Genomic DNA, 14,167 nt, shown 5'->3' with positions numbered 1-14,167 from the left:
TCGAGTTGCTGTTGCTGTTGCTGTTGCTGTTGCTGTTGCTGTTGCTTTTCGAGCTTCGCGTATCTGTTTCGAGAGCTGTCGTGCTGTTTAGGGTGGTGGGTGCACCCGATCATGGGTTTGGGGACGGGTGCACCCCCTTTGAAGGCGGTGAGCGCACCCGATCACGACACCGGGTGCGCTCACCGCCTTGGCCGGCTCTCCTTGGGCGGTGACCCCTTGTCCGCTCTCGAGCAGGCCCTGGCGGTGCGGCGTGCCGGCCCCAGCCTGGCTGGCCCCAGCCTGGCTGGCCCCAGCCTGGCTGGCCCCAGCCTGGCCGGCCCCAGCCTGGCCGGCGACGAGGTGGCCGGCGACGAGGTGGCCGGCGACGAGGTGGCCCGGCTCGCGGTCGACGGCGCTGTTCCGGCCCTGATCGTCGCGTGTCAGCCGATGCCCACCACGCGGGCCCAGGCCGGCGGCGGCGTGTCGTAGTCGTGTTTGCGGCGGAACAGTCCCACGACCGTGCGGCAGTTCGGTTTGCGGGACGGCCAGGGTGTCTGTCCGTCGGTCAACGCCACCACCACGTCCGGCCGGGGCGTCGCCGACATGGCGCGGGTGAACCCGTCCCGCAGGTCGGTGCCGCCGCCCCCGATCAGTGTGATCCCCTGATCCTGGCAGAGGGGTTCGGCGACCCGTGCCGCCGCGTCGCAGGAGATCACGCTGACCAGGTCGCGGCGGCTGCCCAGGGCTTTGCCGATCGCCGCCACCTCGAGGAGGGCGCTGCCCAGTTCGGTGTCGCTGACCGAACCCGACGTGTCGATCACGACGGTGACGCGGGGCGGGCGCCGGCGCAGGCTGGGCAGGATCACGCCGGGCAGGGCGGCCGAGCGCCGGGCCGGCCGGCTGTACACGTAGTCGTCGCCCGCACCGGATGCCGAGACCGCTGACCGGACCGCGGCGCCGAGCAGGTCGCGCCATGGCTGCGGCGGGTGGAAGGCCTGTTCCGCCCAGCGCCGCCAGCCCTGCGGGATGTCGCCCGGGCTGCCGGTGATGCCTTCGGCGACGCGGAAGCGGACTCCGTCGCGTTCCTGTTCGCTGAGCCCGTGCGCGCCGTCCGGTCCGAGATCCCATGGCCGGTCCAGGCCGTCGGCGCCGCTGCCGCAGTCCAGCCAGATCAGGTTGCGCAGGTAGAGGCCCGGAATGTGGAAGAGGTAGTCCTCCATCAGGAGGTCCTGCGGCAGCCGGAGATCGCCGGGCATGACAACGCCGGTGGGGCGGGGCAGGCCGTCGCCGTACACATCGTCGTTGATCTCGAAGTCGGCGGCGACGTTGACCTTGAGGCGCTGGTGGCGTTCCGGGAGGCGGTCGCCGCGGCCGTGGTGGTCGCGCAGCAGGTGGGAGACTTCGTGGACCCAGACGGAGGCCAGTTCCGCCAGTGGGGTGCGGGCCACGAACCGCGCTGAAACGTAGCACCGCCAGTGCCGGTCGACGGCCATCGTCGACACCGCACGGGATTCCACCGGATGCATGGCGAACAGCGCCGTGGCCAGGTAGGGGCGGCGGCGTACGGCGTACAGGCGGGCGGCGAAGAGTTTGTCGCGGTCGAGTGTCGTCATCGGGCCCGCCGGGAGAGGGCCAGGGCCGGGGAGAGCCGTTCGATCGCGGCGGGAACCTCCCAGTCGTCGCGGCGCAGTGTGGACAGGGTGGTCGCGGGCACCACCAGCAGGTCGGGCGCACCGGTCTCCAGGGCGCGGACCAGCAGACGCCAGGCCGCCTCCCAGCGGTCGCGGGCCGGGTCGGCGCGGACCGCCGCGACCACCCCGTCGAGTGCGGCCTGCCGCAGGTCGCCGCGTTCCGGCAGCACGGCGTTCTCCGGGTCGGCGAGCAGGCTCTCCGGGTCGGGCAGGTCCATCCGGTCCAGGGCGGCCAGTAGTTCCAGTCCGGGGCCGTCGCCGACGGCACCGCGGACCAGCATGGACAGCGCGTCCCGGGAGGCGTTCGCGGCGGTGGCGAAGGCGACCAAACGTACCGTCATGTCCCAGCTGCGCGGCGACGGCCAGGGACCGCCGCGGTTCGCCTCGTCCTTGGGCATCCGGTGCACCAGGGTGGGCCGGGCGTCGAGGAAACCGCAGACCAGTCGCCGGGCCTGGGCCACCGCGTCCGGCATGCGGTCCGCGGCGAGGCGGGGCAGGGACGCCCGGGGCCACACGCCGCCGAGTCCGCGGACCACCACGTCGTGTTCGTATCCCCATTGCAGGTGCACGAACCGGTTGGCCAGCGGTGCGCTCAGTTCCCAGCCGTCGGCGGCGGATCCGCGCGGGTTCGCGGCGGCCACGATCCGTACTCCGGGTGGCAGTTGCAGGGCACCCACCCGGCGTTCCAGCACCACACGCAGTAGTGCGGCCTGTACTGCCGGCGGCGCGGTGGAGATCTCGTCGAGGAAGAGCAGGCCGTGTCCGGCGCGGCTCAGGTGCACCGCCCAGTCCGGCGGCGCCATCGGCACGCCCTGCGTCTGCGGGTCGTCGCCCACCACCGGCAGCCCGGCGAAGTCCGACGGTTCGTGCACGCTGGCGATCACCGTCGTCAGCGGCAGGCCGAGCGACGCGGCGAGATGCCGCAGCGTAGCGGTCTTGCCGATGCCCGGTTCACCCCAGAGCAACACCGGAAGGTCGGCGCTGACCGCCAGGGCGAGCGCTTCGAGCTGCTTGTCGGGCCGGGCTTCGGTCACCGTGTCGTCGAGGAGGGCCAACAGCGTCGATGCAAGATCCAAAGTCAAATTCAACACCCTTTTCGTGTACGCGTCCGGGCAGTGCAGAAAGGTCGGGGTTCGTTGCGTGGCAGCCGCGCGACAGGGCGCGGCGCAGGGCCGTTACGCGGGTTCCGGCGGTGGCGGGTGGTCCCGCCCGATGTCGACCGGCCGGTCAGGAGTAGTAGCCGTAGCCCAGGTGGTGGTTGTTGCGCTCGTGGTAGAGCCGCTGCCGCCGACGGGTGTGCCGGGGGTCGCGCAGTGGCGGCAGCGGCACGATCCCGGCCATGCCGCTGCGGAACAGTCCGTGCGCGATCAGCCGGTCGGCGGCCGTCGTCAGCTCCGCCAGCAACTCGTCGCCGGCTGCCCGGGCGGCCGGCCCGACCAGGTCGTCGAGGACCGCCATCGCCCCGGCATGGTCACCGTGGTCGAGCCGTCCGCGGATGTGGTCGAGGAACTCCTCGTCCCGGGTGGCCTCGTCGATGGCGCGCAGGCAGGCGAGCGGCGGTCCGCCGAAGGCCGCCAGCAACTCTTCGCGTTGCAGCTCAGCGTCGGTGTGGTCGAGCGGGGTCAGCACCCCGTCCACCATGCCGAGCCGATGCTGCGTACCCCGGCAGTCCACTGTCCGCAGAGGCTCCCGGCGTTGTCGCGGGGCCCGGCGCCCAGGTGTCAGCGCCTGCGCCACCAGCGGATGCAGGTCACCGGCGTCGATCAGTCCGGCGGCCAGCAGTTCCACGTCGGGTGGCATCCAGGTGGCGGCCCAGGGCAGCACCGGAACCGGCTCCGGACTTCGCCGGTCCACCCATCGGAGCCGCCAGTCGCCGGTGGACCGGTCCAGGAGGAGTCGCCGTCGCCCGCCGAGCCGGATCAGGACGGCGTCTGCGGGGTCGGCCTCCAGGAGTAGCGCTGCCTCGTCCGGCCACCGGTGCGCGGCGGCGTTTCCGGGCAGCGACCGAGCCCCGGCTGTGGTGTCCGCGGGTGTCCAGGTGCCGGCCCCGCATCGGTTCGCGAGGTCACCGGCCCGGCGCGCGTCCCAGAGGTGCCGGTGCAGGTCGAGCCGGAACCGGGGTTCGGGACGGGGACTCCCGTCGCCGGGGTCCCACAGTGCCAGGCTGATCCGCTGCCCCGCGTCGGCCCATCCCGGGGCTGTCCGCGCCACCAGGTGTGACGTCGCGTAGCGCGCCAGCGTGATGGTGGTGCCGGGCCGGAGCAGGCCGTCCCGGGTGTTCCGGGGCAGGTGCCATCGCAGCAGGTCGGGGGCGAGATGTCGGAGGTCGTCGCGGATCCGTTGGGCCGTCTCGCGACCACGGGACCCGGCCATCGACCGGTAGGGGAGATCGACGTCCACGCGGGCGGCGGCACAGGCCCCGGCCCAGTCACCCGCGGCGCGGCGGGCGGTGGCGGTCTCGATCATGGTGGGCGGCACGGCGAACTCGCGTGTGCGCCGCCAGCTGGACAGACGGTTGTCGTCCCTCGTCCTCAGCGAGTGCATCAGCACTCACCTTGCACGAAGACGACCCCCGATCGTGAAGAGGTGGTGTTCATCGCCGAGGACAGTACATGCCGGCCGCCCGGTTGTCAGCCGGTCTGTATGGCGACGCCCGGGCGGTCGGGCTCGGAGCGGTCGGGCTCGGAGCGGTCGGGCTCGGAGCGGTCGGGCTCGGAGCGGCCGGGTGACGCCTTCGGGGGAGAAATGTAATCCTTTCCAGTCACCGGCACGGCGGTGGACCCGTGAATGAATGCGCGGAAATGCTCACTCCGAGGCCATGGAAATGGCGAATCAACGTCACTTATCCGGTCCGATTTGTCAGCAGAAGACACGTTCGTGACGAGTTTCTTGATCGTTTCCCGGTGATGTCCCGGTCATTTCGGGGGCCGAGGGCGTAGATCCGGCAGACCTGAATCAGTCGATCGGCTACGGCTATGTGCGAAGAGTGTGTCCTACCGTTACGTTGAGTACGTGCCCCGATGGTGACGCCCATTGGCACGAATTGGTGCTGAACTGGGGGAGCGCCCGTTCTTCCGGATCATCGAGAGATCAAGAAAAGGCTCGTCGCCCCGCCGTCGCCGGAATGGACACGGGGCGCTAGAAAGATATGTGCATCCAGCGTTCCTGACAGGTCGACGATCCGGCCGGCGCCGGCGTCCATCAGCGAGGGTGGTGTGATGATCCGGGTCGTCGTGGTGAGAGACGAGGGATACTTCGGTGTCCCGGTGCGTGCGTTCCTCGAGACCGAGCCGGACATGCACTATGTCGACACGCTGCCGATCGGTGGTGATCTGGCGCCGCGTGCCGCTCAGTTGTGGCCCGCGGTCGTCGTCATCGACACGCAGTACATGGTCAGTCAGGTGCTGCCGATCGCCGACGAGTTGCACGGTGCGATCCCGTCCTGCTCGATGCTGCTGCTCTGCGACCCGTCGAAACGGGGCATGCTCCCACCCCGGCGGTGGAACGGCGGTCTCAACTTCCTGCTCAAGGATTCCTCCCCGGCCATGCTCGCGGACGCGGTGCGCCGGCTGGCCCGCGGCGAGCGGGTGGTCTCGCCGATGCTGCAGGCCGCGTCGCTCAACACCGACCGTGGGCTGAGCACGCGGGAGCTCGAGGTTCTCGGACTCGCGGCGGAGGGCGAGTCCGTGAAGGAGATCGCGGGACGGCTCTACCTGTCCGGCGGAACGGTCCGCAACTACCTGTCCGCGATCATCACGAAGACCGGTGCGCGGAACCGTCTGGACGCTATCCGCATCGCCCGGAAGGAGGGCTGGCTGCGCTGACCGCCGGGTAGCGTGGGAACGGATGCCAGCACACCAGATCGTCATTCCGGCCCTGCCCACCATGCCGTTGCTGGGCGTTCTCGCGATGGTCGTGACGTGCGCCTGGTTGCACGGCCGGGGCCTGCTGTCGGCACCGCGGGTGGCGGCCGGCTGGTTCGCCGGGTGGTACGCGGTGGCCGTCGTCGGAGCCACGATGCTCCCGATGCCGCTCACCTGGGGCAGTGGCACCGGCGGCCCGGAGTTGTTCCGGTTCCTGCTGTTGCCGGTGCTCGACATGCGACCGATGGATTTCGTGCTCAACACCGTGATGATGCTGCCGCTGGGCACGGTGCTGCACACCGTCTTCGGTGTCCGCGGCCGACGCCGGGTGGTGCTCACCGGTTTCCTGGTCAGTCTCACCATCGAACTGACGCAGGCGTTCCTGATCCTCACTCTGCACGGCAACCGGTGGGCCGACGTGAACGACCTGATGTCGAACACGCTCGGCACGTTCCTGGGTTATCTGGTGTTCCAGCGGCTCATGCGTTCCGCACGTTTCCACCGGGCAGTGGAATCCTGTTCTTTCCCGCGATCCGCCCGCGAAACGTCAGCAGCGGTGCGATGACCCGGCGGCGGCCGGGCCGTTCGGTGATCCGTTCGTAGATCCGGCCGACCGAGGCGGCCAGGTGGTCGGCGCCGTACCGGGAGCTCACGGTCCGGGCCGGGAGCCGGGCGCCGCGCCGTTCGGTCAGGCAGAGCAGTTCGGCGCGCAGGGCACGGGGCAGCGATTCGCGGTCGCGGCCGGCCAGCCGGTGGGTGCCGCGGACCGGGGCGCGGCGGGCGGCCCGGTCCTCCAGCGGCGGGCATGCGGCGTACAGGGCGGGCAGGCCCGCGGCGACCGCCTCCAGGGTGGCCACCCCGAAACTCTCCTGGCCGGGGGAGACGAACACGTCCATCGCGCAGAGCATCTCCCGGGCATGTCCGACCGCCCCGGTGAAGCGGACCCGGTCGGCGACGCCCTCGATGTCGGCGAGGCGTTCCAGGGCGGTCCGGGCCGGCCCGTCGCCGACCAGCAGCAGGGTCGCCCCGGGAACCTCGCCGACCGCGCGGATCAGCAGGTCGAAACGTTTGCCGGGTTCGAGGCGGCCGATGCCGCCGACCACCGGTTCGCCGGGGGCGATGCCGAGCCGCCCGCGGGTGGCGGCGCGCAGGGCGGGGTCGAAGCCGAACTCGCCGGTGTCGATCGCCTTCGGGATCATCGCGATCCGGGAGCGGGGTACTCCCCAGGAGGTCAGCCGTCCGGCGATGGCCGGCGAGGCGGCGATGGTGACCTGGCCGAGGCGTTCGCCGGTGAGATAGAGGGCGCGGCGCCGCGACGAGACGAGTTCGCTGCCCAGGTGGTGTTCGGTGGCGACGACGTGCGGGACGCCGGCCATCCGGGCGGCGATCCGGCCCTGCACGCCGGCCCGGAACAGGTGGGTGTGCACCACGTCGTACCGGCCGTCGATCATCAGGCGGCGCAGCCGGCCGATGGCGGCCGGGTCGTGGTCGCAGTGGCTGTGCAGCCGGTGCACCGGTATGCCGTCGCCGGCCAGCGTCAACGGGACCGGTGACGGTCCGAGCGTGACGATCTCACTGTCGTACGGCAGCCGGCGCACGAGCAGACGCACCTGGTGCCCGGCCCCGTCCGGTCCCAGTGTGCTGATGACATGCAGGACCCTCATCCCGTCCCCCGGTCGCATTGTCGACAGAACGCTTGCGACACCGCTGGGAAAGACGCTGCCGGAATATTCGGCCCAGCGGAAGTCCCAGATGTCACGCCTAATATGAGAACGATTCGCCGACGCCGTGACATCATCCGCCGAATGGCTGGTCCGGGAAGCCCGAAAGGGTGCCCGTCGAACGTCGATCGGTAAATGTGAGCAACTCTCACGTAGCCCGTGACAATTGCTACTGTAATCAACCCTCGGTGACTGGAACCCTGAGAATTAACTGAGGGCCGAAACGCATTTCCGAATGCTGGGAATCAATTTTCACGGCCCGTTTTCCATGATGCCCGATTTCATGACGACGATCACCGCGCGACGGGTCCGCGGCCGGCTGCGCCGGCATCGTACGAGGGGGATTCCATGCAGGTACGGCGATCAACGCCGGGCGCCTCGGCGCCCGGCGACGCGATCTCAGACGGTTGGCGGCGCCGGGGCGGGACCCCGGCGCCCTGGTTCCTGAACGCCCTGCGCGGCCGGGCCGCCCGGGCCGCCACCGACGCCGCGGCACTCGCCGCGGCACTGCTCATCGCCACACTGCTGCGGCACGACGGCCATGTCGAGAACATCGACTTCCCCGGCCTGCTGGTGCTCGCCACAGCGGCCGCGATGGTGCACACCGCCGCCGGCATCCGGTTCGGCCTCTACACCGGCCGCTGGTCGTACGGCTGCTTCGAGGAGATCGCCGCGCTGGTGAAGACCGCCGCGGTCACCACTCCGGTGCTGTTCCTGCTGGACACCCTGTTCGGCCGGCTGGTGCCCCGCTCGGCGATCATCGCGGCCGGGCTGATCTGCCTGGTCCTGACGGCCGGCGTCCGCTACACGGTCCGCTCGTTGCAGGACAGCCGCCTGCGCCCGGCGAAGCCCGGCACCCGGGTCGTGGTGATGGGCGCCGGTGAGGGCGCCACCCAGGTCATCCGGGCGATGCTGCGCAGCCCGTCCAGCCCGTACGTCCCGGTCGCCCTGCTCGACGACGACCCGGCCAAACGGTCCCTGCAGATCATGGGTGTGCCGGTGGCCGGCACCCGTGCGGCGATGGCCGACGTGGTCCGCCGGTTCAGCGCCGACGCCGTGGTCATCGCCATCCCCAGTGCCAGCGCCGACCTGATCCGCGGCCTGACCGAACTGGCCCAGCCGCTCAACGTCGACCTCAAGGTCGTCCCGCCGGTGGTCGAACTGTTCGGCCGCACCATGCGGGTCGAGGACATCCGCCCGGTCAGCCACGAGGACCTGCTCGGGCGCCGCGAGGTCGGCATCGACCTGGCGGCCGTCGCGGGTTACCTCGAGGGCCGGCGGGTGCTGGTCACCGGGGCCGGCGGCTCGATCGGCTCGGAACTGTGCCGCCAGGTCGCCCGCTTCAACCCGGCCAAACTGATCATGCTGGACCGCGACGAGTCCGGCCTGCACGCGGTGCAGCTGTCCCTGGACGGCAAGGGCATGCTCGACGACCGCAACCTGGTCGTCGCCGACATCCGCGACCAGCAGCGTCTCGACGAGGTGTTCGACGAGCACCGCCCGCACGTGGTGTTCCACGCCGCCGCTCTCAAGCACCTGCCGCTGCTGGAGATGCACCCGTCCGAGGCGCTCAAGACCAACATCATCGGCACGTACCAGATCCTGCAGACCGCGATGCGGCACAACGTCGACCGCCTCGTCAACATCTCCACCGACAAGGCCGCGGCTCCGTGCAGCGTCCTGGGGTACTCCAAGCGGATCACCGAGCGGCTCACCGCGGCCGCCGACACCGCCGCCACCGGCACCTTCTGCAGCGTCCGCTTCGGCAACGTGCTCGGCAGCCGTGGCTCGGTGCTCACCGCCTTCGCCGCGCAGGTCGAGGCCGGTGGGCCGATCACGGTCACCGACCCGGAGGTCAACCGGTACTTCATGACCGTGCAGGAGGCGGTACGGCTGGTGATCCAGGCGGGCGCGCTGGAGAGCCGCGGCGAGGTGCTGGTCCTGGACATGGGCGAGCCGGTCCGGATCGCCGACGTGGCCCGGCGCATCGCCGACGCCGCCGACCAGCACATCCAGATCGTCTACACCGGACTGCGCCCGGGCGAGAAGCTCGCCGAGGTGCTGCTCGGGCCGGACGAGCCGGACCACCGGCCGAACCACCCGCTGATCTCGCAGGCGCCGGTGCCGCCGCTGGACGGGGCCGTGCTGTCGCTGCTCGACCCGTCGGTACCCCGGGCCGACCTGATCGCCGTCCTGCGGTGGCTCGCGATGAGTCCCGCGCTCCCCGGCGTACAGAAGAAGCCCCTGACCGAATGGCACCGGCCCGCGCCGCGCGGCAAACAGCGCCGGCCCGAGGTGGCCGCGGTGCCGGAAGGCAGCAAGTGACCCGATCGAAACGGGCCCGCAAGGCCCGCAGAGTGATGAAGGAGAGCACCCCCATGCGGGTCGTCGTCGCCGGTCAGGGATATGTCGGGCTGCCGCTCGCGGTCCGGGCCGCGCAGGTGGGACACACGGTCGTCGGCTTCGACGTCGACGAGGAACGGATCAAACGGCTCGCCGCCGGCGAGTCCTACGTCGACGACGTCTCGTCGGACGAACTGCGGCAGGTGCTGGCCGCCGGCCGTTTCCAGCCGTCGTCCGACCCGCGGTCCTGCGGCGGCTTCGACGTCGCGGTGATCGCGGTACCCACGCCGCTGCGCGAGGGCACCCCGGACCTGCGCTACATCGAGGAATCGGCCCGGACCCTGGCCCGCTACCTGCGGCCCGGCGCGACCGTCGCGCTGGAGTCGACCACCTACCCGGGCACCACCACCGAACTGGTCGGCCCGCTGCTCGAGGAGGGTTCCGGGCTGATCGCCGGCACCGACTTCCACCTCGGCTACAGCCCCGAACGCATCGACCCCGGCAACCGCGAGTGGAACCTGACGACCACCCCCAAGGTGGTCTCCGGCATCGACGCGGCGTCGCTGGAGAAGGTGCAGGCGTTCTACGGCTCGGTCGTCGACCGGACCGTGCCGGTCGCCGACACCAAGGTCGCCGAACTGGCCAAGCTGCTCGAGAACACCTTCCGGCACGTCAACATCGCGCTGGTCAACGAGCTTGCGGTGTACGCGCACGAGCTCGGCATCGACGTCTGGGAGGCGATCGGCGCCGCCTCCACCAAGCCGTTCGGGTACATGCGGTTCACCCCCGGCCCCGGCGTCGGCGGGCACTGCCTGCCGATCGATCCGTCCTACCTGTCGTGGCGGGTGCAGCGGACCCTCGGCCAGAGTTTCCGGTTCGTCGAACTGGCCAACGACATCAACAACCACATGCCCGACTACGTGGTCCGGCGCCTGGTCACCGCCCTCAACCGGCGGCGCAAGGCGGTCAACGGCTCCACGATCCTGCTGCTCGGGCTGGCCTACAAGAAGAACACCGGCGACGCCCGCGAGTCGCCGGCCCGCCGGGTCGCCGCCCTGCTGCTGGACATGGGGGCGCAGGTCCGCGCCGCCGACCCGCACGTCGTCGAGGACGCCCACGTGGACAGCCGCGTCGCCCAGGTGGCGCTCACCGCCGAACAGGTCGCCGAGGCGGACGCCGTCGTCCTGCTCGCCGACCACGACGACTTCGACCTGGACCTCGTCGTCGAACACGCCGCCTACGTGCTGGACACCCGTCACCGGCTCACCGGGCCCACGGTCGAGTCGCTCTAGGAGGGCATCGTGGACCTCGTACGCAATCTCTGGAATCTGGCCAACCGCCTGGCCGCAGCCGTCATGCTGACCCTGCTCGCCCCGGTGGTCCTGGCCGTGGCCGTCTGGATCCGCATCGCAGACGGCAGAGGCGTCCTCTTCGTGCAGGACCGGGCCGGCAAGGACGGCGTCCCGTTCCGGATGCTCAAGTTCCGCTCGATGGTGCACGACTCGGTGGCCCTCAGCGCCCAGCTCGGCATCGACGACCCGTTCGGCCTGGTGGAGAACGATCCGCGGATCACCGCCTGCGGACGGTTCCTGCGCCGGACCAGCCTCGACGAACTGCCCCAGCTGATCAACGTGGTACGCGGCGACATGAACCTGGTGGGCCCGCGCCCGGACGTGCTGCCGCAGGTCGCGAACTACTCGGCGCAGGACGCCCGGCGTCTCGAGGTCAAGCCGGGGATCACCGGCTGGGCGCAGGTCAACGGCCGCGACGACATCGACTGGCCGGCCCGGTTCAAGCTGGACCGGTGGTACGTCGACAACTGGTCGCCGGCGCTCGACCTGCGGATCCTCTGGCGTACCGCGCTGACCGTGCAACGCGGCGAGCCCCCGGTGCACGTGGACACGCTCAACATCGAGCGGTCCGGCGCCCCCGAGCTCGAGCGGTCCGGCGCCCCCGGCGAGGACACCGTCGTCATCGTGCGCGCCGAGGCCGCCGACTACGACCGTGCCGCCTGAGGGCGAGATCGGTTCGGAGTTCCACTGGGACCCGGCCGCCCTGCTCGGCGCTGAGCGGGGCGGCCTTCCCGGGTGGCTGCCGGACCGGCGCGAACTCTTCGCCACCGGCTGCGGCGCGCTCACCGCGTTGCTACGCCGGGTGCGGCCCGCCGGCCGCGTACACATTCCCTCCTTCTTCTGTACGGGAGTGGCGCACGTCCTGTCCCAGCGGGTGCGGATCGCCTGGTACCGCCACCTGCCGGACGGCCGTGGCCCGCACTGGGAGACGCTGCGCCCGGCCGAGGGCGACATGGTCCTGGCCCAGAACCTCTTCGGCCGGGAACCGGGCGAACCGTGGCGCGCGTGGATGCGGGCGCATCCGCGGATCCCGGTGATCGAGGACCATTCGCACGACCCGTTCGGCGAATGGTCCCGGACTTCCGCGGCGGCGTACGCGGTCGCCTCGTTGCGCAAGACCCTGCCGTTGCCGGACGGCGGCCTGCTCTGGTCGCCGCGGGGCATGCCACTGCCGGCTCCGACCGGGCCGGAGAGCCACGGCGCCCACCTGAAACTGGCCGCGATGCTGCTCAAGACCGCCTGGCTGGAAGGCCGGACGGTGGACAGGGACGGCTTCCGTCAGCTGCAGGTGCAGGGTGAGCAGGAACTGCTCGGCAGTGAGGGGCCGGCCAGCGCGTTCACCCGGGCGGCGCTGCCGGCACTCGACGTCACCGGTCTGCGCGCGACCGGCGAACGCCGGGCCCGGGAGCTGTCGCAGGCACTGGACCTGCCGTCCGGCGGCCCGTTCCGGGTGCAGCTGTTCTGCCGGGACCGGGCCGGCCGTGACGGGCTGTTGAGCCATCTGGCCCGCAACGGCATCTTCGCGCCGGTTCACTGGCGGCAGGATCGCACCGGATTCTGGAGCGGTGACCCGATGGCCGCGGACGCCGCCGATCGCATCCTCACCCTGCCTGTCGATCATCGGTGCAGCTTGGCGGACGTACGCCGGATCGCCGAGGTCACGCGGGCGTTCATGCCAGTCGTGAATGCCGGGGTCGCATAGATTCATCGCAGCCCATATCATCGGCGTGTGATGCGTCGATCTACCGAGAGTGATCAAGGTAGGTGGTGGGCATGAACCTGACCACCGCGGGCATGATCGCGCTGGGCCTCGCCGTCTACGGCGCCGTGGCCTACGCCGTCGGCTCGATCCTGCAGGCCGTGGGCGCCAAACGCAGCTCCGGCACGGTCAGCACCCTCGGCCATCCGCTCTACCTGATCGGCATCGTCCTGGACATCTCGGCCTGGGTGGCCGCGATGTTCGCCCTGCAACAACTCGCCGTCTACGTGGTCGAGTCGGTCCTGGCCGGCTCGCTCGCGATCACCGCCCTGGCCGCGTGGCTGTTCCTGCGCTCCCACCTGCGCCGCCGCGACGTCCTCGCGATCATCTGCACCAGCGTGGCGCTGACCGTGCTCGCCTGCTCGGCCGGACGGCAGGCCGAGATGCCGATGACCAACGACATGCGCCTGGGCTTCTGCACCGCCGCGTTCGTCGTGGTGATCCTCGGCTGGACGGCCGTCCGCGTCGGCGTGCCCGGCCTGATCGCCGCGATCGGCGGCCTCTCCCTCGGCACCGCAGCCCTCAACGGCCGGGCCCTGCACTTCCCACCCGGCACGATGGACCACTGGACGACCGCGGCCCTCACGATCGCCACCGAGCCGCTGGTGTGGACCCTGCTGATCTTCCCGGTCAACGGCATGATCCTGTACGCGAACGCGCTCCAACAGGGCGACGTCGGCAGGGTGACCGCCGTCCACTGGATCGGCGAGGTCACCGTCCCGTCGGTGATCGCCCTGACGATCCTCGGCGACACGGTCCGCCCCGGCTGGGAGACCGCGGCCATGGTGGCCGGCGTGATCACCATCTGTTCCGCCGTCGTGCTGGCCTCCGCACCCGCGGCGACCGCCCCGGCCGATGCCGTGCCCGCCGCGCTCCCCACCGGCGCCATGCCCGCCGCGCTCGCCGCCGGCGCCATGCCCGCCGCGCTCCCCTCCGGCACCGTGCCCGCCGCGCTCGCCGCCGGTGCGGTCCGCCCGGCGCTCGGCGCGACCTACGCCCGATCCGGCGCCGCCCTCGTCCCGGCGCAGGCCGCCGCGGGCCTGGCCCTCATGCAGGCCGAGGCGTGGCGCCTGGCGATCCCGCCGGAGGCGTACTGGCCGGCGCTGCAGCCCCCGCTGGTCCGCGGCTACGGCACGTTCCTGTGGTGGGGTTCCCCGCAGAGTTCCCAGGCCCTGTGGGTCCCGCCGGACCGCACGTTGACCCCGCCCGGCGCGGTTCCCGCCTGGGCAGGCCCGCAACTCCCGGAGTCCCGCCCGGCCCCGGCGTCCCCAGCCGGCTTGCGCAGGGCCCGCAGCCTGCCCGGTTCCCGGCGTTCCGCGGGCGCGCTGCCCGCTCCCCGGTCCGCCGGCCGCCACGCCGCCTAGTCGCAACGCCGTTCAGTTAGGCGGATGGCTCATGCGTCAAGGCTCGTCGGTGACGACGTTGATGCTGGTGGTGGCCTTGTAGGTGTGGCGGTCGA

The 14,167-nt window shown here is 71.3% G+C and carries 12 protein-coding genes; 8 read left to right on the top strand and 4 right to left on the bottom strand.

Annotated features, from left to right (window positions below; genetic code table 11):
• Window positions 1–216: 216 nt before the first annotated feature.
• On the top strand, window positions 217–468 hold the full coding sequence (locus tag WH85_RS52240) for a hypothetical protein (protein WP_045742139.1): 252 nt from the start codon (window positions 217–219) through the stop codon (window positions 466–468).
• On the opposite strand, the gene WH85_RS13290 is transcribed toward WH85_RS52240, so the two are convergent.
• The 3 genes from WH85_RS13290 to WH85_RS13280 all read right to left on the bottom strand — a co-directional run bounded on the left by WH85_RS13290 (window position 420) and on the right by WH85_RS13280 (window position 4,214).
• Window positions 420–1,592, bottom strand: a complete 1,173-nt coding sequence (locus WH85_RS13290; RefSeq protein ID WP_045742138.1) for a vWA domain-containing protein — start codon at window positions 1,590–1,592, stop codon at window positions 420–422. The genes WH85_RS52240 and WH85_RS13290 overlap by 49 nt on opposite strands.
• Window positions 1,589–2,752 (bottom strand): AAA family ATPase, encoded by a 1,164-nt coding sequence (locus tag WH85_RS13285; RefSeq protein ID WP_211275357.1) that lies wholly within the window; start codon window positions 2,750–2,752, stop codon window positions 1,589–1,591. Before WH85_RS13285 ends, WH85_RS13290 begins: the two co-directional genes overlap by 4 nt.
• 145 nt (window positions 2,753–2,897) lie before the next feature.
• Window positions 2,898–4,214, bottom strand: a complete 1,317-nt coding sequence (locus WH85_RS13280; protein WP_045742232.1) for a hypothetical protein — start codon at window positions 4,212–4,214, stop codon at window positions 2,898–2,900.
• Between the two features lie 674 nt (window positions 4,215–4,888).
• On the opposite strand from WH85_RS13280, the gene WH85_RS13275 reads away from it, so the two are divergent.
• Both WH85_RS13275 and WH85_RS48655 read left to right on the top strand, forming a co-directional pair.
• Window positions 4,889–5,494, top strand: a complete 606-nt coding sequence (locus WH85_RS13275) for a response regulator transcription factor (protein ID WP_045742231.1) — start codon at window positions 4,889–4,891, stop codon at window positions 5,492–5,494.
• Between the two features lie 22 nt (window positions 5,495–5,516).
• Window positions 5,517–6,098, top strand: coding sequence for a VanZ family protein (locus tag WH85_RS48655; protein WP_083448975.1), 582 nt, complete (start codon window positions 5,517–5,519; stop codon window positions 6,096–6,098).
• On the opposite strand, the gene WH85_RS13270 is transcribed toward WH85_RS48655, so the two are convergent.
• Complete coding sequence (locus WH85_RS13270; RefSeq protein WP_045742136.1) at window positions 6,013–7,197, bottom strand: glycosyltransferase; 1,185 nt, start codon at window positions 7,195–7,197, stop codon at window positions 6,013–6,015. The genes WH85_RS48655 and WH85_RS13270 overlap by 86 nt on opposite strands.
• 405 nt (window positions 7,198–7,602) lie before the next feature.
• On the opposite strand from WH85_RS13270, the gene WH85_RS13265 reads away from it, so the two are divergent.
• The 5 genes from WH85_RS13265 to WH85_RS52235 all read left to right on the top strand — a co-directional run bounded on the left by WH85_RS13265 (window position 7,603) and on the right by WH85_RS52235 (window position 14,072).
• Window positions 7,603–9,579: a nucleoside-diphosphate sugar epimerase/dehydratase gene (locus WH85_RS13265; protein ID WP_063775505.1), complete on the top strand. Its 1,977-nt coding sequence runs from the start codon at window positions 7,603–7,605 to the stop codon at window positions 9,577–9,579.
• Window positions 9,580–9,632: 53 nt separating this feature from the next.
• Entirely contained in the window at window positions 9,633–10,889 is a 1,257-nt protein-coding gene (locus tag WH85_RS13260; RefSeq protein WP_045742229.1) for a nucleotide sugar dehydrogenase, read from the top strand.
• A 9-nt stretch (window positions 10,890–10,898) separates the two neighbouring features.
• The gene (locus WH85_RS13255) at window positions 10,899–11,612 is read left to right on the top strand and encodes a sugar transferase (RefSeq protein WP_083448974.1); all 714 of its coding nucleotides are present in this window, start codon (window positions 10,899–10,901) and stop codon (window positions 11,610–11,612) included.
• Complete coding sequence (locus tag WH85_RS13250) at window positions 11,602–12,651, top strand: hypothetical protein (RefSeq protein WP_045742135.1); 1,050 nt, start codon at window positions 11,602–11,604, stop codon at window positions 12,649–12,651. Before WH85_RS13255 ends, WH85_RS13250 begins: the two co-directional genes overlap by 11 nt.
• Window positions 12,652–12,722: 71 nt before the next feature.
• Window positions 12,723–14,072, top strand: a complete 1,350-nt coding sequence (locus WH85_RS52235) for a hypothetical protein (protein ID WP_063775504.1) — start codon at window positions 12,723–12,725, stop codon at window positions 14,070–14,072.
• Window positions 14,073–14,167 lie beyond the last annotated feature (95 nt).

This window comes from Actinoplanes rectilineatus (assembly GCF_000962825.1).
Classification (GTDB): Bacteria; Actinomycetota; Actinomycetes; order Mycobacteriales; family Micromonosporaceae; genus Actinoplanes; species Actinoplanes rectilineatus.
This window is presented reverse-complemented; position numbering and strand designations above follow the sequence as displayed.